Source organism: Blastocatellia bacterium (assembly GCA_016713405.1).
Classification (GTDB): Bacteria; Acidobacteriota; Blastocatellia; order Chloracidobacteriales; family JADJPF01; genus JADJPF01.
Window position 1 is genome coordinate 16955 of sequence record JADJPF010000023.1, and the last position, 21721, is coordinate 38675.

Sequence of the window (21721 nt, forward strand, 5' to 3'; positions counted from 1 at the left end):
ACGATGATGATGGCTCAATGGATGATGAAATTAGAGCTTTAGTTGATGCTGCATTAGATGTAAATTTAAAATTTCCTCGAGGCATTGCATTAGATGAAAATACTCTATATGTTGCTGATACTAGTAACAACGTAATCCGTCAAGTAGATTTAGCAACAGGTAATAGTACAATTATAGCTGGGACTGGTATGGCTGGTTTTAGTGGTGATGGTGCTGATGCTACTAAAGCGCGGTTAAATTCTCCTTATGGGTTAGTTATAGATAATGATGGCAATTTAATAATTGCTGATTCAGATAACCGACGAATACGTAAACTAGACTTTTCAACAGGAATTATCACAACAATTGCTGGGACAGGCATGCCAGGATCGGCTGGGGATGGTGGACAAGCTAAGATGGCTCAACTAACCTTCCCTAGAGCTTTAGCAATGGATAGTGCTGGAAATTTATTTCTAGTAGACAATGACGCAAATAAGGTGCGTAAGATAGATAGAAATGGTGTAATTACTACAGTAGCAGGAAATGGTCAAGCTGGCTTTAGTGGCGATGGTGGACAAGCTGCTATGGCAAGCTTGAATTTACCTAAAAGTATTGTAGTTGATGGCAGTGGCAATTTATTTATTGCTGATACAGAAAATGACCGAATTCGTCGAGTTGATGTGCAGACAGGCATAATTACTACAATAGCTGGAACTGGTGTTACTGGTTTTAGTGGTGATGGTGGTAATGCTACACAGGCAAAACTAAGTAGTCCACATGGATTAGCTTTAGATGATGATGGAAATTTATTTGTTTTAGACACTTTTAATAATGCAATTAGAGCAATGAAAGTGTCTCGTAGTGGAGCAAATGCAGCAGATTTTTCTTTAACTGTTAGCCCTGCATCACAAAATATTCAAGTTGGGGATTCTGCTACTTTTAGAGTTGGGTTTAATGCTCTAAATAATTTTAATGGCTCTGTTGCTTTAAATACTTCTGTAACGCCTGTTAATAGTGGTATTAGCCTTAATTTATCTTCAAGCAATATTAGTGGAAGTCAAACAGCTACTCTAATGGTTAATGTTGCTAGCAACGCTACTACAGGAACTTTTAATATTGCTGTTACTGGTCAATCAGGAACAATAACTCGTCAAGAAATGATTAGACTTGTTGTGACTCCAAAACCACCAGGAGATTTTGCTTTAGCCGTTAGACCTACTGTTCAATCTGTACCTTTAGGTGCTGCTACTAGCTTTACTCTCAATACTCAAGCAATTAATGGTTTTACAGATGCTATTTCTCTTAATGCTAGTGTAGAGCCTGCTAACAGTGGATTAAGTTTAATGTTTTCAAACAATAGCATAGCACCTGGTAATAATTCGACTCTAACAGTTAATGCTAGTTCTAGTGCTGCTTTAGGTGATTTTAATGTCACAATTAACGGCACCTCAGGTCAAATAGTACGTAGTCAAGTTGTTAAGCTAAGTGTGGTACAAATGCTTAGACCACCAAAAATTACTCCTATTGCTGACCAAATGGTTAAATCTGGAGATGTTATAAATTTAGCGGTTACAACCATGGACGCAGACCCAACAGGTTTAGCACTTTCAATAGTTTCTGCTCCTGGGTATGTTGCTCTAACGGATAATGGCAATGGTAATGGAATGATTCGTATTGCTCCACCTATGAATGCTCAAAGTGGTACAGTAACATTACGTGCTATCAATGCAGGCGGCTTAACTGACCAAATTAGCTTCCAAGTAATAGTTGCAGGAGGTGTAAATATCACTAATGCAACATTTGCTAAACCTATTTTGACTATTTCAGGAATGGGTTTCCAAACTTCAGGTGCAATAGTTAGGGTAAATGATGTTGATGTAAGTAGAAATATTAGAAGTCAAACAGACACTAAGATTGAGCTAAAAGGAAATAAAAAGAAGTTAAGCCTTAAAAAAGGCCAAAATACCGTAGTAGTTGTTATTAATGGAGTAGTTTCTAACAGTGTGACTTTTAACTTTTAGAGTCAAATAAATTAAAAACAAAAAGTTTTCTATTAAGCCCAGTAACATATGCTGGGCTTAATATTTTTACAACTTAATATAAAATTTTACTAGTCTGTTAAATAAACTTATGTCATTATCAATAACCCTTTCAAACTTCATTATTAAAGAGATTCTTTCTAAATGGAGAAAGGAGATTTTTATGCAACATATGTTAAGAATTGAGTGGATGCCTAACTCCCCATCAGGGCGGCAATGGTGGGTTTATTCTTATCCTTGTGGGGCTGATGGTTTAATGCTAAAAGGGGGCAATGTACCAACAGCTAACATTATTGGTCAGTATGAAAGCATTGAAGCAGCTAAAGCGGCTCATCCTACAGCCCAAATGTATGAAGTTACTTCTAGCCCTAAACAAACCAATAAACAAAGACTAGTAGACAAAAAAAATGCGCCGTCTTAAACAGGCGCGGTTACTTAATATTGAGCAACTAGTTATGCTATTTACTTTATCAAACACTGTGCCATAACTAATCATAAATAATGGTTGCTCAAATCTAATTAAAAATATTGATGTTAGAGAAATTTTGTTTTTTGACTAAAAATAAAAAACACCTTTTATTGTGCGTTTCTGGGACTAACAAATCCCATTTTGCTAATTCTTTGGACGAATAATTAAAAGTAATAAACCTCCAATAAACTCTAAAAAAAATACTGGAAATACTTCATTACCTGGTATCCCATCCAAAATTATACTTACTAACCTTCCAAAGGTTTGACCTAAAATTCAGATTGCTCCAAGGTCTGATAAAAGAGGGATTTTAATATTTTTAGCTGCTACAATTAGTAAAATTGCTGTAGCAAACCAAACTCCAACATAAATAGCACGAAATTCATTTAATCCATTGATATTGACTAGAGTGTAACCCATTTGGCTTGCCATTTTATGAGGTATAACAAGTGCTGCTATTGCAACAAGAATAAAAACAAGCGCAGCCAAAACTAAAACAATTTGTCGAGCTAAGTTATTTTTAATCATATAGTTATAATAAAGTAAAATTTAGGCTTGCTGGTTGTTTGCTAGATCAATGCTTTCAATAGAACTAGAAAGCAATTGAACAATTCCTTGACGGGTTTCTAGTTCTAAGCTTCCATCCAAACTAGTAGCTTTACTATAACGTAGTAAAAAAGCCTGTAAGCTCACGGCCTGTAATAAGACGGACTCGAAGCATTTCTTGAGGTCTTAAATAACTACAAGTTTGATTAAAACTGCTGCTATCCATAAATAAATCTCCAAAAATAATTAAAAATAGGTAAACTCTGTTTGCATATTAGCCTGGTTATTTAGCTTTGCCAATTAAGGAGAGATTTTCTATGTCTAGTTATGGTTTTGTTCGTGTTGGATGTGCTACGCCAAAAATGAAGGTTGCAGATGTAAAGTACAATTTAGCGGAAATGTTAAGGATGTGCGAAAAAGCAGCAGAAGAAAAAGTGCAAATGTTGGTTTTTCCAGAACTAGCAATTACAGGTTATACTTGCGGGGATTTATTTTTCCAGCGAGAACTCTTAAAAGCAGCTAGAGAAGCTTTGTTAGAAATGGCTTTGGCTACTAAAGAGCTATCAATGTTAATTGCAGTAGGCTTGCCAATTTCAACCGATAACCAGCTTTTTAATTGTGCTGCTGTGTTACACAAAGGAAAAGTCTTAGGTGTAGTCCCTAAAGTACGTATTCCTGGCTACAAAGAATTTTATGAGCCACGCTGGTTTGCATCTGCTAGACGTGTAATTAATCCAGAACTTTACCTGGCAGGGGAAAAAATTCCTTTTGGCGCAGATTTATTATTTAAGGCTAGCAATAACCCTAGTTTTGTAGTTGGTATTGAAATTTGTGAAGACCTTTGGATGCCTATCCCGCCTTCGTCGCATATGGTCTTAAACGGTGCTACAGTAATTGGGAATCTTTCGGCTAGTAATGAAATTGTAGGAAAAGCCGAATATCGCAAGCCTTTAGTTGTACAACAATCTGGACGTGGAATTTGTGCTTATATTTACACTAGTTGCGGAGCGCATGAGTCAACAACAGATGTGGTTTTTGGAGGGCATTGTATGATTGCAGAAAATGGTTCAATGCTTGCCGAGTCGCAGCTTTTCCGGCGCGATAGCTATTTAACAATTGCTGATATAGATTTGGAACGACTGGTTAGAGAAAGAGAAATGACTAATAGCTTTGGGGAAACTATTCCTGATGAATTAGAAGCTTTTCGAGCAATTTATTTTGATAGTGAGCCGCTAGATTTTACAAAAACTGAACTTAAGCGACACGTTGACTCACATCCTTTTGTGCCAGGCGATGATGCACAAAGAGATCATCGCTGTCAGGTAATTTTTAATATTCAAGTAGCAGGTTTAGCCAAACGCCTGGAACATTTACAACATAATTTTGGCTTAAAGCAAGCTGTAATTGGCATTAGCGGCGGCTTAGACTCTACTTTAGCTTTACTTGTAATGATAGGTGCTTTTGACTTACTTGGTATTTCACGAAAACAAATTTTAGCGGTGACAATGCCTGGCTTTGGAACTACTGGCCGCACAAAGTCAAATGCTATTCGACTTTGTGAATCGCTAGAAGTTAGTCTAAGAGAAATTTCTATTGTTGATAGTGTAACACAACATTTTAAGGATATTGGACATGATCCAAGCATTCATAATCTTACCTATGAAAATGCTCAAGCACGAATGCGAACTTTAATTTTAATGGATTTAGGATTTGTAATTGGTACAGGTGATTTATCAGAGCTTGCATTAGGTTGGTGTACTTATAATGGGGATCATATGAGTATGTATGGAGTTAATGGAGGTATTCCTAAAACTCTAGTTCGCCACTTAGTAAAATGGGTAGCTGATAGCAAAATGGATAAGCCGACACAAGCAATTTTACATGATATTTTAGACACACCAATTAGCCCTGAACTACTGCCACCAGATGCTAGTGATAAAATTGTGCAAAAAACAGAAGAAATCATAGGCCCTTATGAATTAATAGACTTTTTTATTTTTCACACTTTAAGAAATGGCTATCCAGCCAGCAAAATACAATTTTTAGCTAAAATTGCTTTTGGAGAAAAATATAAATCAGAAGATTTATTAAAATGGCTAGAAAGCTTTTACCAACGCTTTTTTGGACAACAATTTAAGCGTAGTTGCTTACCTGACGGGCCCAAAGTTGGTTCGGTTAGCCTTTCACCGCGTGGAGATTGGCGAATGCCAAGCGACGCGGTGCCAAGCGTTTGGCTAGAAGCATTGAAGGTAATACAAAAAGAATAAGCTACTTATTTCCAGCTTTTAGCTAATAAATACCAACCGTATTTATTTTCCCATTTTTTGATCAAGCTATCAGGAACAAGGGTTTGTAAAAAGCTAAAATGAGTTTTATCTAAATGAAAACACTCTATTTGTGTTTGGGAAAATTGTTTTAGCAAATTTTGAAAATCTTTGCGCGAATAAAGTTTTACTAAAGGTCGAGCATCGCTATTTTCTCGGTATTCAATACGAGAAAGCGTATCTTGGTAAGATTCTTTTAAAAATCTTCTATGAAGCAAATAGCCAGCAATTACACAAAGATGAAAAACAGAAGTTTTATGATAAACAGCTAAAATAGCTTGTCCACCAGGTTTAAGTACGCGGTAAATTTCACCTACGGCTTTTTCTGTATCTGGTGTATGGTGAATAACGCCAAATGAATAAACTACATCAAAAGTATTATCCTCAAAGGGTAAAGATTCAGTATCGGCAAGCTGTAAATTTGCTGGTAAATTATAGAGAGCAAAGCGGCTACGAGCAATTTCTAAATGTTGAGGAGAAAGGTCAACCCCATAAACTTTTGCTCCAGCAGAGGCAAAGCTAAAAAGGTCTGTTCCCATACCAAAACCTATTTCTAAAACACTTTTGCCGCTAAATTTTTCAAACTCAATAGCTTGTTTCATCCATGGAGCATATTCTTGATAGCGGTTATAATCTATTTGCTTATAAAATTCGCTAGTTCCAACACTTAAGCCTTTAGCGGCTAACATTCCACAAGGGTCATTTGTCCATTGTTTTACTGCTTCTTGTTTTGCTTTGTGCATTTTACTTATCACCACAGAAAATAAATTAAAAAGTTAAGTTAAAAATAAATTTTGTATCGTTAAGGCTATTGGCAAAAAGGAAAAAAGCTGCTAACTTGCTATGAAATCCAATCGGCCAAACTTTTAATATATTAAACAACAAGGAGCAAATTATGGCACTTGATAGCGATAATAAAAAGCCAACTAATCCATTGGCTGTCTTATGTGGTCTAGCAATTGGTTCTATGCCAGCAATGTTGCAAATGCCAGTAATTGGGAAAATATTACTTTGGTTATTAGGCAATTTTTATTTTTTAATCTTTTATTTATTTATGGTTTATCTACCTTGGATGATGGGTAGCCTTTTTGGTAGGGTAATGGGCCTGCCAATATTAATACCAACAATATTTTGTATTTTTTACTGGGGAACACTTGGTTGTTTAGTAGGCAATCCAAAATACTCTAAAAAAGCTTGGTTTTACATTATGATTGCGCATGTGTTTGTGCCGATGGTCTTTTTACTTAATGCAATTCGTTTTTCTGAAAATGAAAGCTTTTCTATTAGTAGTTTATTTAATGTAATACAAGTATTTAGCCAAATGCTTGGACAATAAAAATTTTTCATTTCGTTTAGAAATTGTTTTGGGGATAAATCTATTTATCCCCATTTTTTATTGTTTAATAAGTAAAAATGTTTTAAGCAAAATTACACAAAAGCTTAAAAATAATGAGTAGTTCTGCACATCTTACAAACTATCTACTAGCGTTAACTCTTTTAATTACTTGAAAATAGCCTTTGGTACGAAATTTGTTTGATGCTAATAAAAATTCTATTGGTAGGAGAACAAAAAATGTTTTTACTAGAAGGACGGCTAGAAAGGGAAAATAAAACCGTTAAAGCAATGATTGAAATATATTGCAAAGAAAAACATCAAAGTAATATTGCTTCCTGTTCTGAATGTAAACAAATTTATGATTATGCGTCTTATCGCATTATACGTTGCCCACATAAAGATAAAAAACCTTCTTGTGCTAAATGTGAGATTCATTGTTTTAGTAATGTTATGAAAGAAAAAATTAAGCAGGTAATGAAGTTTTCCGGGCCAAGAATGCTAATCTATCATCCATTACTTTCATTATTTCACTATTTTGATAGTTTAAGATCAGGTTCACTTAAAAAAAATAGTTTGGGGATTTTTTGGGATTAAATAAAAAGAAGCTAGCATTTGCTAGCTTCTTTTTTAGAGATTCTCTTACTGATAGATTTTGACTTTATCTAAAATCTGCCAGCTTGAGTAATAGTAAAGGTTTGTCCACCAACAGTTATAGTCCCTGTTCTTTGGGATGCAATATTAGGAGAAACTGAGTAAGTTACTATACCGCTACCAGTACCATTAGCACCAGAAGTAATAGTAATAAATGCAGCATTACTTACAGCAGTTCTAGCACAAGTTGAGCTAGATGCTGTTACTGTTATGCTTCCAGAACCACCTCTTGATGTAAGTGAAGCACTTGTTGGATTTATTGTAAATGTACAAGCACCACCGCCACCAGTTCCAGCTTGGGTGACAGTAAAGGTTTGACCAGCAACAGTAATGGTTCCAGTTCTGGATGAAGTAGAACTGTTGGTTGCAACAGTGTAACTAACTGTACCGCTGCCAGTACCACTAGCACCAGAAGTAACAGTAATAAATGCAGCATTGCTAGTAGCAGTTCTAGCACAAGATGGGTCAGATGCTGTTACTGTAATATTTCCTGTTCCACCTGTTGAAGTAAATGAAGCATTTGTTGGATTTATTGTAAATGTACAATTAGGAGTACCACCGCCACCAGTACCAGCTTGGTTAATCGTAAAGGTTTGGTCTCCAACAGTAATTGTTCCTGTTCTTGCCGCACCATTATTAACAGCAACTCTGTAAGCTACAATACCATTGCCAGTACCACTAGCACCAGAAGTGATTGTAATAAATGCAGCATTGCTAGTAGCAGTTCTAGCACAAGTTGAACTAGATGCTGTTACTGTTATACTTCCAGAACCGCCTCTTGTTGCAAATGAAGCACTTGTTGGATTTAAGGTAAATGTACAACCAGGCGCACCAGCTTGATTAACAGTAAAGGTTTGACCAGCAACAGTAATGGTTCCAGTTCTGGATGAAGTAGAACTGTTGGTTGCAACAGTGTAACTAACTGTACCGCTGCCAGTACCGCTAGCACCAGAAGTAACAGTAATAAATGCAGCATTGCTAGTAGCAGTTCTAGCACAAGATGGGTCAGATGCCGTTACTGCAATATTTCCTGTTCCACCTGTTGAAGTAAATGAAGCATTTGTTGGATTTATTGTAAATGTACAATTAGGAGCCGCCGCACCAGCTTGATTAACAGTAAAGGTTTGACCAGCAACAGTAATGGTTCCAGTTCTGGATGAAGTAGAACTGTTGGTTGCAACAGTGTAACTAACTGTACCGCTGCCAGTACCGCTAGCACCAGAAGTAACAGTAATAAATGCAGCATTGCTAGTAGCAGTTCTAGCACAAGATGGGTCAGATGCTGTTACTGTAATATTTCCTGTTCCACCTGTTGAAGTAAATGAAGCGTTAGTTGGGTCGATAGTAAATGTACAAACAGGGCCACCACCAGCATTTATAGTAAAGCTTGGGTTAGAGATATCAAAAAAGATATTCCCTACAGCTTCAACTTTAATTCTAGCATTAGATGTTTGGACATTTGGCAAAGTAACAGTTTGTGAACCATCATTTGGAGTGTTATCTGCTAGAATGGTTGGAAATGTATTTCCACCATCTGTTGAAAGAGAAATTCTTACATTAGAAGTATTTACTGGAGCAGCATTGGTATTAGCCACATTCCAAGTTACATTTAGAGTTCCACCACCTGTAGCAGTGTTGCTAGTAGGTTGGGTAACTGTAAATGGCCCGGCTGACGCATTAACAGTTACTTGCATACTATCGTTATTTACACCACCACCATTAGCACGGTTATCACGCACAGTTACACGGAAATTTAATGTTCTATTGGTGGTTGGGAGATCTTCACCCAAAGTAGTAGTATTATTTAAGATATTTGTAAGTCTTGGGAATGTTCTTGATGAACTTGTAGTTGGGTTAAAAGAACGAAATATTGGCCGATTACCATTATCTGTATTTGGTGGAGATGCTGAACCTAAGTTAAATTGTTCCCAACAGTAAGTTAAGGCATCACCATTTGGATCACTAGCTGATGTTGGAGTTAAAGTAAATGGGGTGCCTTGAGGAATTGTAAAATTAGGCCCTGCATCTACTACTGGTGCGCCATTGTTTGTTGCACTTTGCACCCCGCAAGTACCAGAATTTGTAACAAAATTTACAATTTCATCAAAACTTGCACCATGAAAATATGGGTCGCTATTATTTTGTAGATTTTCTGAACCACAAATACCAGCATAAGCCATAATTGTTGTTCCGCTACCAGGTTCATAAGCTGTTGATGAGTTACGATTTCCACCACCACAGCTTGAAGTAGTACCATTAAATGTATGATTAGCACCAAATTGATGTCCCATTTCGTGGGCAACAAAGTCAATTGCAAATGGATCTCCAATTGGATCTGGTAAACCTGTTACACCTCTAGCTTTTTGTCCACCAAAACAAACTACCCCTAAACCAGCTACACCACCTCCACCTGTGCTAAACACATGACCAATATCATAATTGGCTGGGCCAATAACACTGTCAACTTTAGTTTGATTCTGGGATAAAAGCGCGAAACCATCATTGTTTGAATAACCATCTGTAGCACTATTAGTAAAAACAAGTTGAGAGTTATTATTAACAAGTACCATTCTTATTCCTAGGTCTTGTTCATATACTCCATTAACACGATTCATAATAGTAACAATAGCATTCATACCAGCCGTTACAGTACCACCATGAAATATAGTAAATTCGGCTGTTGCTCCAACTGCTAAACGATAAGTTCGCAGTGTTGGCCCAACGCTTAAATTAAAATTGTCTCTATCTTGATTGCTTAAAGATTTATTCTCAAAATTAGTAGAGCCATCATTTTCCGCAACTTTACTAATATCTAAACCATCACCTTTAACTAAACACTTAGCTTGACGGATACTGTTAACATCACTTCTTGAATAGCTAATATAAGCATCTGTGTTGTTAGTTGTTTGAGGGTCTATTAGAACAAGGCCATTTGCTGAGCGAATCATTGCCATGAAAGCCTGCCGATGTAACATCAAATCTTACATAAGCTGTAGGATCATCAATTCCATAACCAGAATAGGTTTTAATTTCTGGAAATTCAGCCGCTAAACCGCTTTCCATCATAGGAGATTCAACTATAGTAAAATGCCCAAAACTGCCATCAGGCATTGGAAGTGACATTACTTGACGGGTACTGGCTGCTAGCTCACTATTTTCTAAAGGTGCGCTTGCTAATATTTGTTTAAGAACATTTTTATTTAATTCAACTAAATGAAATTTATCAGGTTGTATATTTATTGCAGGACTTTGGATGTTATTTAAGTTGGTTCTATCAATCTTTTGCCATAAACCATCATCAGAAATGACTTTTTCCTGGTCAAGGGTAGTTAAATTACCTTGGAATTTGCCAGGTGTTTTACCTAGTTTTGCAGCAGATATTCCATCTATAAAAAATGTAAATCCGCTTACAAGAAATAAAACACTAAAGAGTGTAACTAAAAACTTAAAGGGTTTTTTAATTTCCCCTTTAGTTAGTTTTTTATTCGCCATAAAACTTCTCCTAACATAAAAACATATTAAAAAAACTTGATTAGTTTGATTAGTTTGATTTCAAAATACTTAATAATAACTAAATAGCTTATAGATGCAAACCATTTAGTTAAAAATTTTTTAAGAAATTTTTCTAATTATTTGTAAAAAATGGGGTTACTAATTTCTTAAAAATTAGATTTTAGTTTAGGTTTTAGGCAGCTTTTTTAACAAAATCTTAACGATAGATCAAAATAGACCTTAATTTTTTAACTTAAACTATCACAGATTTCATAATTTGAAGTAATTTGCCAAGCTTAAGTTTTAGCTAAGTTTTTACGTTGAAATAGCCAATAAATGCTTGTTCCAAGTCCTTGGAATAAAATAATAAAAAATATTGTTTGCCCTACAAAAGGCAAAAGTAGAATTGTACTTAATGTTAAACCTCCTGCTAAGGTTTGGGCAAAAAGCGAGCTAGTTGCTTGACGTAGGGCTAAAACACGCCGACCCCAAAGGGAAATCTCTGCAACAAAGCCGATAAAAGCAAAAATCATTATTAAAAATAAAACTAATAAACCTAATATTCCTAATGGGCCCAATTTTGATGTAAGTATCACTATAACTAAGGAAATAAATGTATTAATAATACCTAAGAAAAATCTCTTTAGACCTGAGCTACTAAGTAAAACTATATCTAATTCTTCAGAAATATTTGTCCAACAAGCTCTAGCTGCTAAGGCACCGGCTGTTAAACCTAAGCCAAACATTACAGAAAAAAACATTAATGCAAGTACTGCACCTGGATTCATAAACTTTTATCCTGTTTAGGTTTATTTTGAGTTAATAAGTAATTTAACGTAAACTGTAAGCTAGCTAATATAAAGATTGTAACTAAAGCTTTTACAGTGCTTGAGTTGCTAAATAGACTATTAGTTTTTGCTAGTAAATTTAATATTCCTAAGTTGGTTTCATTTAATTCACCTAAAGTAGAAAAATTAGGAGTTAAGTTTTTATCAGTAAAAAAAGCAAGAAAATCTATTTTGCTAATGGCTTGAGATACTAGTAAAGATCCTAGTAAGTAAAAAGTAATTGCAAAACTAGCTGCTATTGCACTTAAGTAATAAATAATACTTTTAGTTGGACGAGGAGAAAGTTTATCTTCTAGTGAAACTACATTTTTTTGTAACCAAACTTGGTTGCTTATTCTGTCAGAAAGGTCTGATGCAGGAGTGAGCAAAACTTCTTCTTTATAAAACTTTTCTGCTGATTCAATAGATTTTAATGTCTCCTGGCAAGCTTCACAGCTAGCTAAGTGCTTTTCAAGCAATAGCTTATCACTTGCTGATATATCAGCATCTACTAAATCATAAATTAGAGGTAGCACTTGATCACAGTTCATCAATTAGCTTTCCTCTCAAGGCTTCACGGGCCCGCACCAACCAAGTTTTAATAGTGTTACGAGGGATATTCATTATTTCCCCGATTTCTTCAGATGTTAAGTTTTCTACATATTTGAGTGTAAATGCTAGTCTATAGTTTTCTGGCAAACTTAAAATTGCTGCTTGCAATTTTTTGTTACGGTTGCTTTCAAGCAGTGCTTGTTCTGGCGTTGCACGCTCGTCAACAAGGGGACGTTCTTTTTCCTCATTGTTAAAATTTATTTCTAATGGCACAGTTTTAAGCGTCCGCCTTTTTAAGTAATTGATTGTTGTGTTGCTTGCAATACGACAAATCCAAGGTGCAAGCGGTAAATTGGGGTCATAACTAGATAAATTTTGATAAACTCGTAAGAAAATTTCCTGGCATAAATCTTCTGCCTCTGCTACATTACCAAGCATCCTATAAGTAATACTATAAACACGCTTATGAAATTGTTTTACTAACTGTGCAAAAGCCTGAGGATCATCTTTAAGAATTTGTGCTAGTAACTCTGCTTCTAGCTGTGCTTTTGGAGTCGGTTCTAGTTCATTCATAAAAGCGCGAGTTTTAGCCCCAACCCCCTTAAAATAACTTAAATATTACCTAAGCTTGGTTTGACAAAATTCCTAAATTTTGGGTGACTTGATAATTAGGGAAGATTTTTTCTACACTGCCAATTTGAGGCATTATAATTTCGCTTAAAGCTGTGCGAAAGTCAGTTGTGATAGTTAAATCCCCCGGCCCAGATAAACTAGTTGTTGACAGCCCAGGCCAATCACCAAAAACACGCCCGCCATTAACTTTTCCACCAGCAAAAAACATTACTCCGCCTTGTCCATGTTCTGTGCCTCCGCTACCATTTTCTGCTACTCGTCGCCCAAACTCGGTCATCACAACTAAAACTACTTTTTCCCACTTGTCTTTTAGGTTTTTAGCAAAACTTGCAATCCCGCTAGCCAATTCTAAAAGCAAATTTGCCATATGTCCTTTTGCTCCTCCTTGTAGAATATGGGTGTCCCATCCATTTAAGTCTATACTTACGGCTGATAACTCAATATTTGCTTGAATAAGCTGTTCAACGCTTTGTAATTGACTGCCAAAGCGGGTTTTAGGATATTCTGAACTGCTAGTTTCTTGATTTTGAAGTATTTTATTTACTTCCTCTAATGTGTTGATGGTTTGTTGACCTATGTTTGTTATTAAAGCAGTAAAGCTTTTTACATCATCAGATTGATAAAGTAATTTTAACGCTGAAATTAAACTAGAAGTATTTTTACTTTTTAAACAAAAGTCTGATAACTCAGAGATTTTACTTGTACTAGGATAACCAATAAAAAGTTTTGTAGGCCAGGAGCTAAAATTTATTGTTTGTAGCGCGTTTTGCTTTTTCTCATTTTGGTTAAGTAACTGTAAATATCGGGCTAACCAGCCTGTTATAGGTTTTTCTTGTCCTGTAATTCCTAGCTCGATTTCTTCCCAAGCTTCAAAATGTGAATGAGTTTGTCCTTTCCAACCTGTAGCATGAAGTATTGCTAGTTGCTGCTTTTGATAAAGTGGTAAAAGCGGGGCTAAAGCTGGATGAAGGCCAAAAAAGCCATCTAAATCAAGCACTCCGTCCTTTTCATCAGGTCTTGCTAAAGCTATGGTAGGTCTTAAGTTATAGTAATTTTCTTCTTTGTAGGGGGCAATCATATTTAACCCATCGGCCCCACCACGCAAATTAATTAATATTAAGGTCTGATTATCCATAAGTCTTTGTCCTACAATGGTTTATTGATATTGAAACTCTGGTAAGCAAAGCAATAGCCCTACCATATCATTAACATTATTTGCTTGATGAAGAGCCGACATTTCCATGTCTGTAAGTTGTCGTTGGACAAGGTTGGTAGCCAAAGCAGCAGGGTTAACAGCAAAAGAATCTAAATCAACCGTTGTGCCTTTAATTTTGGTTATTGGCCGCAGCAATAGCAAAATTCCAACGTGGCAAAAGATATGATTGCCAATGTTGTTCTTTGTCAGAGTAGCCATCTGGAGTAGGCCAATTAAATGGAAGTTGACCCATATTTTCTAAATGATCCTGTAAAATTTGACTGCCATCGCAATCAGCATTTATTGCTCTTAGCACAGAAATAGCATAAGTAAAAGGACGCTTAAATTTTGGTGGAGCATTAAGAAATTCTTGAGAATTAAAAAGCACTCGAAGCGTTTCTTTAATATCACTGTTGCTTTCCTGAAATCTTTTTGCTACTTCTAAAACTAACTCTTGGCTAAATTTTTCACCAACAAAACGTTGACAAAGCTTTTTGCTAATAAAGCAGGCTGTTGATGGATGATGGCTAACTAAATCAATTAGCTCTTCTAAATCACTGCTAGAATTAGCATTAAAAGTTTTTTCTAAAATAGTTTTTGCTGAAAAATCATGCTGAGAGGTTTCTAATTCAACTTTACCACGCCAAAACGTCTTTTTATTTTTCCATCCTGTAAGTGCTTTAGCTGCTTCTATTACATCAGTTTGTGAGTAACCACCATTAACACCTAAAGTGTGAAGTTCCAATAGTTCACGAGCATAATTTTCATTAATTTTGTTTACTGTATTGTTACTTCCATCTAAGTAAGAAAGCATTGCTGGACTAGTCGCACTAGCTTTAAGCAGATCGCTAAATTTGCCTAAAGCATGTTTTCTAATAATTTCACGGTCATCAATAACCTTTAGCCAAGCACAATCAGCTTTTTCACTATAAATATTAAAGTGATCGCTCCAAAACTCTACCATTACTTCTTGCAACTGCCGATTGCTATAAACTGCTCTTAAAATCGTAGCTTGGCGTAAATCGCTGATAGCTTGTTTAGCTGTTAGGGCAAAAATATCTGGTGCTTTAAGATTAATGGTGTCAATACGTCTAATTAACCAGTCAGTACGCTTATCAATGATTGTTTCAGGGCTAAGTTGTTCATCAATAAAGATTTTAATTCCTTTGTCTAGAACTATTTCTAAGTCTTGACTATTTGCTCCATAAGTTAAACGTTTTAGCAAGTGCATTGCTAATTTTTCTTGGCTACTATTATTCCAATTAATAATTTTAGTTGTTGGCATATTAGCTTGCCCAACTAACCAAGGGGCTTGTTCACAGGCCGTAGACATAAGGGCTAAACTAGCCAAACCAATAGCTTGTAAAAAATTTCTTCGCTTCATAAAGTTATAGCTCCAAAGCTTAAATTTATAAAAGTTATTTGTTTAAATGGTTGTAAATTAAATAAGTTCTGGGCTTGATGAAGTTGCTACAGGTAGGCTTTTGCTGTTTTGTATTAAAGCTTTAGTTCCAGCAGTCAAAGACATTAAAAATGTGATAGGCAGCATTACAAACCAACCAATAAAAGGTAAAACAAAAGTGAGTTCTAGGAAAAAAGCACTATAAAAAAGATTCGTTACTGATTTGTTAGACTTAGAAAAATCTTGATATTTTGCTGCTAAATGACTAACTAAACCAGCAAACCCTATCATTGCAATACTTAACATAATTAAGAAAATTACTAAAGCTAGTAATTTACCTGGGCCAGGAATATTAATAAAAATGGCTAGAGCAAAAAAACATACAAGAAATATAGCTAATCCTTGAAAAGTGTTAGCTATTGGTTTTGCTACAATTTGTTGCTTACTAATATTTACTAGGTATGGAAAGAATAAATTAATAATTAAAAGTAGTGAAGGGAAAGCAAACCCTAAAATTACAAGTCCGCTAATAATTGCAAGCATATCAGCCATAGACATTGTTTTATCCTCCTGTTAGAAGTTTTATTGTTGTTAGCTAGTACAACTTTTCTAACAAAAGGATTCAGCAAAAATAAAAAATTTATTGGGCTTGTGCTTTAGTTTTTAAGTTTGCAATTGTAGCTTGAAGTTGTGTTTTACGATATCGAACCGACGCATCACCGCCATTTTCAGGCAGTTCATTAAAAGTTACATAATACCAACCATCTTTAATTTGAATATCTAAATTATCTGCTACTTTATTGCCATGAATTGCTCTAATAGCTTCTTTATATTCATCAGTTATACTCATAAAATACTCCTAAGAAATTATACTACCAACGATGATAAGCAGGGTGTCCAGGTTTTACAGCAACAAAAGTGCCTCGGCAAGTTGCACAAACTTTTTCTTTTGCAATTAATTTTGCTTCTACAACTGCCCGATCTTCTGTTGATTCAACTACCTTAGCTGTTAATTTTATTATTGCATCTGTAGGTGTTGGGCGAAGCAATTTAACTGCATAGTCAGCCGTTACTGTACAAGGTGGTTTTTCTGCATTAGCCTGTTTCATCAAATGCCAGGCGGCGGCCCAATTAGCATGACAATCTAGCAAAGAACCTATAATTCCACCGTTGAGCATACCGGGAAAAGCTTCATGATGGCTTGATGCCGTCCATTCTGCTATAACTTCATCACCTTCTACAAAACTACGAATGCGCAGTCCTTTATCGTTTGCTGGCCCACAGCGAAAACAAGCACTTAATGGTGCATACTGTTCTTGTAAACTTTTTTCCTGATTTTCCATCTTTTTTGTGCCTCAAAAAACTTACTAATTTGTTTATTAAATAGATATTTGTTGATTTCTAATGGATGAGCGTTTTTATATACCTAAAATAGTATTAACATCAAGTTGATTCTCCTTAGAAAGCAGCTAATAACAAATCAAGGTTTAGATAAATTTTAGGTATTAAAATTAAAAAATAAAAAATTTCTAGTTGACAGTAAATAGAGCTTTCTACTAAACTGTAGTGTCTGTCAACCAAAAGACAGATTTCTTAAATTATCAATAATGGATTAATAAATTTAACTATGTTACTCAAACAGCACCAACAACCCAAACCTATAGCTACTACGGCCACAAAGAGCGGTCGCGGCCTAGCCATTGGTGCTTTATTGGGTATCTGTGCCAACCCAAGTTCACTGAATATGTCCTCAAGTCGTCCGAATGGCCTTAGCGCGATAATAGCAAATAGATATTTAGATTTTGGATGGACTGAACGACAAAGATAACATCGCGGGAGCGGATTCCCGCTCCCAACTCTCAAAAATAAATTCAAGACTCAAATTTTAGGGAAAGTAGGAGCGGGTAAACAAGTTTTACTTGCTCCTTTACTTTTTAACCACAAAATTTTTTGTTGTGGTTGAAATTATAGTTAAGTAATTTCCTTATGGTTATTAGATTACTTAACTATAACTAAAATTAAAACAAGTTTAATGGAAGTGTTTGACCTAAAAAACGCTTCTGTAAACTATTAGTGTTTGTATTAACTAAGTTCTTTATTATCAATAAATTATCCGGAAAAACTTCTTAAAAATTATAAAAAAAGACTTGCAATAATATTTGAAAATATATTATAAATATTAGCAGAAAATATATTAAAAATAATATTTTTAATTTAGGAGCATGGTGTAATGGTTAGCATTACGGTCTCCAAAACCGTTGGTCTGGGTTCAAATCCTAGTGCTTCTGTTTTAGTTGGAGAGTTCGCCTAATTGGTAGGGCAACAGTCTTGAAAATTGTGGTGTTAGCGCACATGAGAGTTCGAGTCTCTCACTCTCCGTTAAGTTTTGTAAGGATACAAAAAGAGTTTTTGGAGCCGTAGCTCAACCGGCCAGAGCCTTGAAATGTTAATCAAGCCGTTGCGGGTTCAAGTCCCGTCGGTTCCGTCTCTTTGTTTGGGTCAGTAGCTCAATTGGTAGAGTATCTGCCGTTTAAGCAGAATGTTGCGGGTTCGAGTCCCGTCTGATCCATAAATTTATACCTAGTGACTTTTCTTGCTTATTAACCACAGAATTTAGCCAAAATCTAAAATACTTTGTCTAAACCTTGATAAATAAACAAGTAACAAAAACTTGCAAGTTTCTTTACTCTGTTTTATAAAATCTAATATGCTTAACTAACTTAAAATAAATGCTCTTATATGTTATTTTAAGTAAAGATAGCACAGCTACTACCATTAAAAATAATAAAAGTAAAAAATAATAATATACTAAAAACTATAAATTAAATTTTGTATAACTTGATTTTGATTATACAAAATAATTACAAAACCTAGAATTAAAACTATGCCAAAATTAACACAAGAAACTATTGAGGGAAATAAAGAACATATTGAAGAAGCAGCAAAACAACTTTTTATTAAACATGGCTTTCATGGAACGTCTATGCGGCTTATTGCTGCTCAAGCAGATGTATCTTTAGGTAATCTTTATAATTACTATAAAACAAAAGAAGATATTCTTGAATCAATAATTAATAAATATGAACTAATTATTAATACTAAATTGAAAGAAATCTTTGATGATGTTGAAGAACCATTACTACCAGATAATTTGATAAATTTTGGTAAAAAAGTCCAAGCTCTAGTAGCTGAACATTATGAATTTTGGTTATTGATGTATATTGATGTACTAGAATTTGAAAACCGCCATTGTCGCAAAATGTTTGAAAATCTGTCTGAACGCCTTTCTAAACGCTTTTCTAAACATTTTTCTAAACTTAAAAGTGATGAAGATGTAAATGGTGATATAGACCCTGCAGTAGGTTTTACAGTAGCTTATTTACAGTTTTTTAATTATTTTTTGATTGAAAAACTTTTTGGCGGAAATAATCACTTAGGAATATCAGATGATGAGGCTATTGTTAAACTAAGTGAAATTTTTAGCCGGGCTATTTTCCGACCTAAAGCTTTAGAAAAATTTTCAATTAAAAAATAAGAAATAAAACCAAGATTTTTTGTTGACTCTCTAAACCTTTTTTGGTACAAAGAACGGACGTTCATTTTGTTTGACTGTTGAGGGGTTTTAATGAAAATCAACAAAGTAAGTGACTATTCAATAAACCAATTAGATAATGCCTCAAAATTAGCTACTAACAATATAGAATTAGAAGAAAATATTAATTCTTCAGAAGCAGTATTTAATAATAAAATTATTCCAGTTTCTCAAACAAAAAATGATTTTAATAGTCAAAAAATTAAATCAGAATTAACCTATAAACTAACAAATGTAGCTAATGATATTAATTTAGTTAAACAAAACAACAATTTCTTAAAAGAGACTTCGCCATCCACAACAGATTATAAAGTACAAGTAGTAATTAAAAATTTATTACAGATTTCTGAAAGGCTAGAAAAAGGCACTAACAAGTACTCTAATAAAGTAGTAGATAATTGTAATTTATTAAGAAATAATGTTGCAAAATTTATTGATAATATTAAAAATCAAGCAGTTAAAATATCAACAAAAACCTTAGAAATAAAAAATAATAACCCTGAGTTACTTATTACAAAAACCTTAGAAATAAACCAGTTTAACCAACAAACAAAAGAAACTATTTCTAAAATTGGCAATTTAACAAACGATTTTCTTTATAGCACCCATAAAAATCTTCAAGAAATAAAGATTGGTGCGACAAATCTTTATAAATCTGCCAAAGACTTAAGCAATGGTAATGCTTTTGCAATTTTTGGTGTATTAAATTCTTTTGATAAAATCCAAAATACGCCAAATAAAATTTCACAATCAAGCAGCGAATATCAAAGTAGTTTAAGCCAACAAGTTAATGAACTAAATAGCAAATCTAAAACTATTGCTGATAATTTATCTGTATTTTCTGATGCTCAAGTTGATAGCTTAAAAACATCTTTTTTAGACTTAGCAAAAAGTGATGATATTTTAGAAGCTATTTATAAATTTAATTATCCTAATGAATATACAGAACCAATAGTAAAAGCTTATTACCAAAGTTTACAAAACTTAACCAAATCAATTCTATTTCCTGATTTTAATCCAAAAGGTAAATCCATCCCTAAAAGCTTGCTGGTGCAAAATACAAATGATTTACGTCAAACCATTAAGCTTGCTCAAGGAGGGGATGAAACAGCTAAAATAAAATTGCAGCAAACCTATGGCTATGATTTAGATAATGCTCCTAGAGCAGGGGAGATGCTGCTAGCAACAAATTTTGTTGCAGGAGATTTAGATAAAGGACAAGTTACAGCTAAAAATTTTCCTGGCTCTAGCCTCAATAAACCAATAGATATTAATCCACCTGAAGTAAAAAAGCTGCTTTTTGGTGAAGACCTAAATGGACAAGTTGAATTTAAGAGTAAAACAGGGCAAAAAGTTATTGCTCGCTCATTAGATGAATATAAATCGATTGTCTCGGAAAATCGCTCTAAAGCAGGCATTCCAGCAAATAATGGTGAACCTGTGCCAGTACATGTTAGCTTTGAGGGTGGTGGAGGTTTTGGAAAAAGACATGCTGCCGCAGTGTCAGAAATGTATAACCTTGGAATTGTTCCAGCAAGTGTAAGCGGAGTTTCTGCTGGCTCAATTAATGCTGCCTTTATTGCTGCTGGGCTTAGCCCAAGTAAAGCTGATGAAATATCAAAAGATCCACAGATCAAAAAATTTCTTGAAGTTAATCTGCTTCCTAGTTCAGGTTTAACTACAGGACGCGAGTTTTACCGCTATATGGATCAAAAATTACGAGAAGTTACAGGTATAACAGATCGTCCGGTTACTTTTGCTGACTTAAAAATTCCTCTTTATATTGGGGCTACTAAACTCTCAGATAGCCAAGCTCCAAATGATATGACAAATTTAGAAGACAGAATTTTTGTTTTTAGCAAAGAAACTACTCCTAACACTCCAGTTGCAATGGCTATGACGGCTTCGGCTGCTGTGCCAGGATCTTTTGAACCTGTTGATTTTGTTGATGTTGCTACAGGTCGCACAATTCGCTTAGTTGATGGTGGAATGATAAATAATCTTCCAATAGGTTATCAAAAAAATGATCTTCCAGAAATTGCTCTAAAACTTCAAATGCCAAATACTAATAATCCTAATGCTAAACTTAACAATGCTACACCAAAGCCTTTTACAGCAGGCAATTTAACTTCATTTACAACTTTAGGAAATACTCAAATAGGAGTAAAACTTTATTTAGATAGCGCACAAGAAGCCCGTAATTTTAAGCAACGGAATAATCCGCCAACAGGGGTTTTTGTCTTAAATGTGCCTACTTGGAATCTAAAAAATTTTGTTGAGCAAGATAATGTAGTTGATTACCAATATGACAATAAAATTGACCCAGAACTTGACAAGCAAACCTATCAATTAACAGATCAATTTTTCCAACAAATTTTTGGTAATCTAAATGACCCTACAAAAAGTGCTTCTAATCTTAAGCCTTTTCCTAAAGAAACAAGCTTTTCTCGTGAATTTAGCTTAAACGGCGTGGATTGGACAATTGAGCGTTTAGCAGATAGTGATAAAGTGGCTTTCAGATCTAATAATGGTCAAGAACATAACATAACTTTAGGTAAAGATAGGCTAGAAAATTGGTTAGCTGATGATGCTTCTTTTGATGATTTAGTTTATCGATTAAAAGATGTTTTAGTTGATTATCAAAAATATGCTAATCCTTTTGGAATTTAATAAAAATAGGAAAT

At 34.6% G+C, this 21721-nt stretch carries 19 protein-coding genes, 4 tRNA genes and 1 pseudogene; 11 read left to right on the forward strand and 13 right to left on the reverse strand.

Features of this window, described 5'->3' with window-relative positions; translation table 11 throughout:
• The first annotated feature begins 17 nt into the window (after nt 1-17).
• Both IPK14_23690 and IPK14_23695 read left to right on the forward strand, forming a co-directional pair.
• The gene (locus IPK14_23690; protein ID MBK7996262.1) at nt 18-2000 is read left to right on the forward strand and encodes a hypothetical protein; all 1983 of its coding nucleotides are present in this window, start codon (nt 18-20) and stop codon (nt 1998-2000) included.
• A 181-nt stretch (nt 2001-2181) separates the two neighbouring features.
• The gene (locus IPK14_23695; GenBank protein MBK7996263.1) at nt 2182-2439 is read left to right on the forward strand and encodes a hypothetical protein; all 258 of its coding nucleotides are present in this window, start codon (nt 2182-2184) and stop codon (nt 2437-2439) included.
• A 324-nt stretch (nt 2440-2763) separates the two neighbouring features.
• On the opposite strand, the gene IPK14_23700 is transcribed toward IPK14_23695, so the two are convergent.
• Nucleotides 2764-3015, reverse strand: coding sequence for a DUF4345 family protein (locus tag IPK14_23700; protein ID MBK7996264.1), 252 nt, complete (start codon nt 3013-3015; stop codon nt 2764-2766).
• 335 nt (nt 3016-3350) lie between these two features.
• Here IPK14_23700 and IPK14_23705 point away from each other — a divergent pair, with 335 nt between their 5' ends.
• Entirely contained in the window at nt 3351-5300 is a 1950-nt protein-coding gene (locus IPK14_23705; protein ID MBK7996265.1) for an NAD(+) synthase, read from the forward strand.
• 5 nt (nt 5301-5305) lie between these two features.
• Here the strand turns inward: IPK14_23705 and IPK14_23710 are convergent, their stop codons facing one another.
• Nucleotides 5306-6100, reverse strand: a complete 795-nt coding sequence (locus IPK14_23710) for a class I SAM-dependent methyltransferase (protein ID MBK7996266.1) — start codon at nt 6098-6100, stop codon at nt 5306-5308.
• A gap of 152 nt (nt 6101-6252) precedes the next feature.
• On the opposite strand from IPK14_23710, the gene IPK14_23715 reads away from it, so the two are divergent.
• Together IPK14_23715 and IPK14_23720 are read left to right on the forward strand one after the other, a co-directional pair.
• Entirely contained in the window at nt 6253-6693 is a 441-nt protein-coding gene (locus tag IPK14_23715; protein ID MBK7996267.1) for a hypothetical protein, read from the forward strand.
• 237 nt (nt 6694-6930) lie between these two features.
• Nucleotides 6931-7287, forward strand: a complete 357-nt coding sequence (locus IPK14_23720; GenBank protein ID MBK7996268.1) for a nitrous oxide-stimulated promoter family protein — start codon at nt 6931-6933, stop codon at nt 7285-7287.
• Between the two features lie 68 nt (nt 7288-7355).
• Here the strand turns inward: IPK14_23720 and IPK14_23725 are convergent, their stop codons facing one another.
• The 11 genes and pseudogenes from IPK14_23725 to IPK14_23775 all read right to left on the reverse strand — a co-directional run bounded on the left by IPK14_23725 (nt 7356) and on the right by IPK14_23775 (nt 16788).
• Nucleotides 7356-8216, reverse strand: coding sequence for a BACON domain-containing protein (locus tag IPK14_23725; GenBank protein ID MBK7996269.1), 861 nt, complete (start codon nt 8214-8216; stop codon nt 7356-7358).
• Nucleotides 8217-8720: 504 nt separating this feature from the next.
• Nucleotides 8721-10836, reverse strand: a pseudogene (locus IPK14_23730) (hypothetical protein).
• 296 nt (nt 10837-11132) lie between these two features.
• The gene (locus IPK14_23735; protein ID MBK7996270.1) at nt 11133-11624 is read right to left on the reverse strand and encodes a hypothetical protein; all 492 of its coding nucleotides are present in this window, start codon (nt 11622-11624) and stop codon (nt 11133-11135) included.
• A complete protein-coding gene (locus IPK14_23740) occupies nt 11621-12214 on the reverse strand; it encodes a zf-HC2 domain-containing protein (protein ID MBK7996271.1) in 594 nt (197 codons plus the stop codon). The genes IPK14_23735 and IPK14_23740 overlap by 4 nt, the downstream gene beginning before the upstream one ends.
• The gene (locus IPK14_23745) at nt 12204-12788 is read right to left on the reverse strand and encodes a sigma-70 family RNA polymerase sigma factor (GenBank protein MBK7996272.1); all 585 of its coding nucleotides are present in this window, start codon (nt 12786-12788) and stop codon (nt 12204-12206) included. The genes IPK14_23740 and IPK14_23745 overlap by 11 nt, the downstream gene beginning before the upstream one ends.
• 49 nt (nt 12789-12837) lie before the next feature.
• The gene (locus IPK14_23750) at nt 12838-13983 is read right to left on the reverse strand and encodes a DUF1501 domain-containing protein (GenBank protein MBK7996273.1); all 1146 of its coding nucleotides are present in this window, start codon (nt 13981-13983) and stop codon (nt 12838-12840) included.
• A 21-nt stretch (nt 13984-14004) separates the two neighbouring features.
• Nucleotides 14005-14199, reverse strand: a complete 195-nt coding sequence (locus IPK14_23755) for a hypothetical protein (protein ID MBK7996274.1) — start codon at nt 14197-14199, stop codon at nt 14005-14007.
• A complete protein-coding gene (locus tag IPK14_23760; GenBank protein MBK7996275.1) occupies nt 14174-15427 on the reverse strand; it encodes a DUF1800 domain-containing protein in 1254 nt (417 codons plus the stop codon). The genes IPK14_23755 and IPK14_23760 overlap by 26 nt, the downstream gene beginning before the upstream one ends.
• Nucleotides 15428-15484: 57 nt before the next feature.
• The gene (locus IPK14_23765) at nt 15485-16003 is read right to left on the reverse strand and encodes a hypothetical protein (GenBank protein MBK7996276.1); all 519 of its coding nucleotides are present in this window, start codon (nt 16001-16003) and stop codon (nt 15485-15487) included.
• A gap of 82 nt (nt 16004-16085) precedes the next feature.
• The gene (locus tag IPK14_23770; protein MBK7996277.1) at nt 16086-16295 is read right to left on the reverse strand and encodes a hypothetical protein; all 210 of its coding nucleotides are present in this window, start codon (nt 16293-16295) and stop codon (nt 16086-16088) included.
• 22 nt (nt 16296-16317) lie between these two features.
• The gene (locus IPK14_23775; protein MBK7996278.1) at nt 16318-16788 is read right to left on the reverse strand and encodes a PaaI family thioesterase; all 471 of its coding nucleotides are present in this window, start codon (nt 16786-16788) and stop codon (nt 16318-16320) included.
• Between the two features lie 873 nt (nt 16789-17661).
• Between IPK14_23775 and IPK14_23780 the strand changes: the two genes are divergently transcribed.
• The 6 genes from IPK14_23780 to IPK14_23805 all read left to right on the forward strand — a co-directional run bounded on the left by IPK14_23780 (nt 17662) and on the right by IPK14_23805 (nt 21707).
• Nucleotides 17662-17733, forward strand: a tRNA-Trp gene (locus IPK14_23780).
• Nucleotides 17734-17741: 8 nt separating this feature from the next.
• Nucleotides 17742-17824: transfer RNA gene (locus IPK14_23785), tRNA-Ser, on the forward strand.
• Nucleotides 17825-17856: 32 nt separating this feature from the next.
• Nucleotides 17857-17930 (forward strand) — tRNA-Asn (locus IPK14_23790).
• Between the two features lie 11 nt (nt 17931-17941).
• Nucleotides 17942-18014: transfer RNA gene (locus tag IPK14_23795), tRNA-Lys, on the forward strand.
• A 315-nt stretch (nt 18015-18329) separates the two neighbouring features.
• The gene (locus IPK14_23800; protein MBK7996279.1) at nt 18330-18980 is read left to right on the forward strand and encodes a TetR/AcrR family transcriptional regulator; all 651 of its coding nucleotides are present in this window, start codon (nt 18330-18332) and stop codon (nt 18978-18980) included.
• Nucleotides 18981-19070: 90 nt separating this feature from the next.
• Nucleotides 19071-21707 (forward strand): patatin-like phospholipase family protein, encoded by a 2637-nt coding sequence (locus IPK14_23805; protein ID MBK7996280.1) that lies wholly within the window; start codon nt 19071-19073, stop codon nt 21705-21707.
• The last annotated feature ends 14 nt before the right edge of the window (nt 21708-21721 follow it).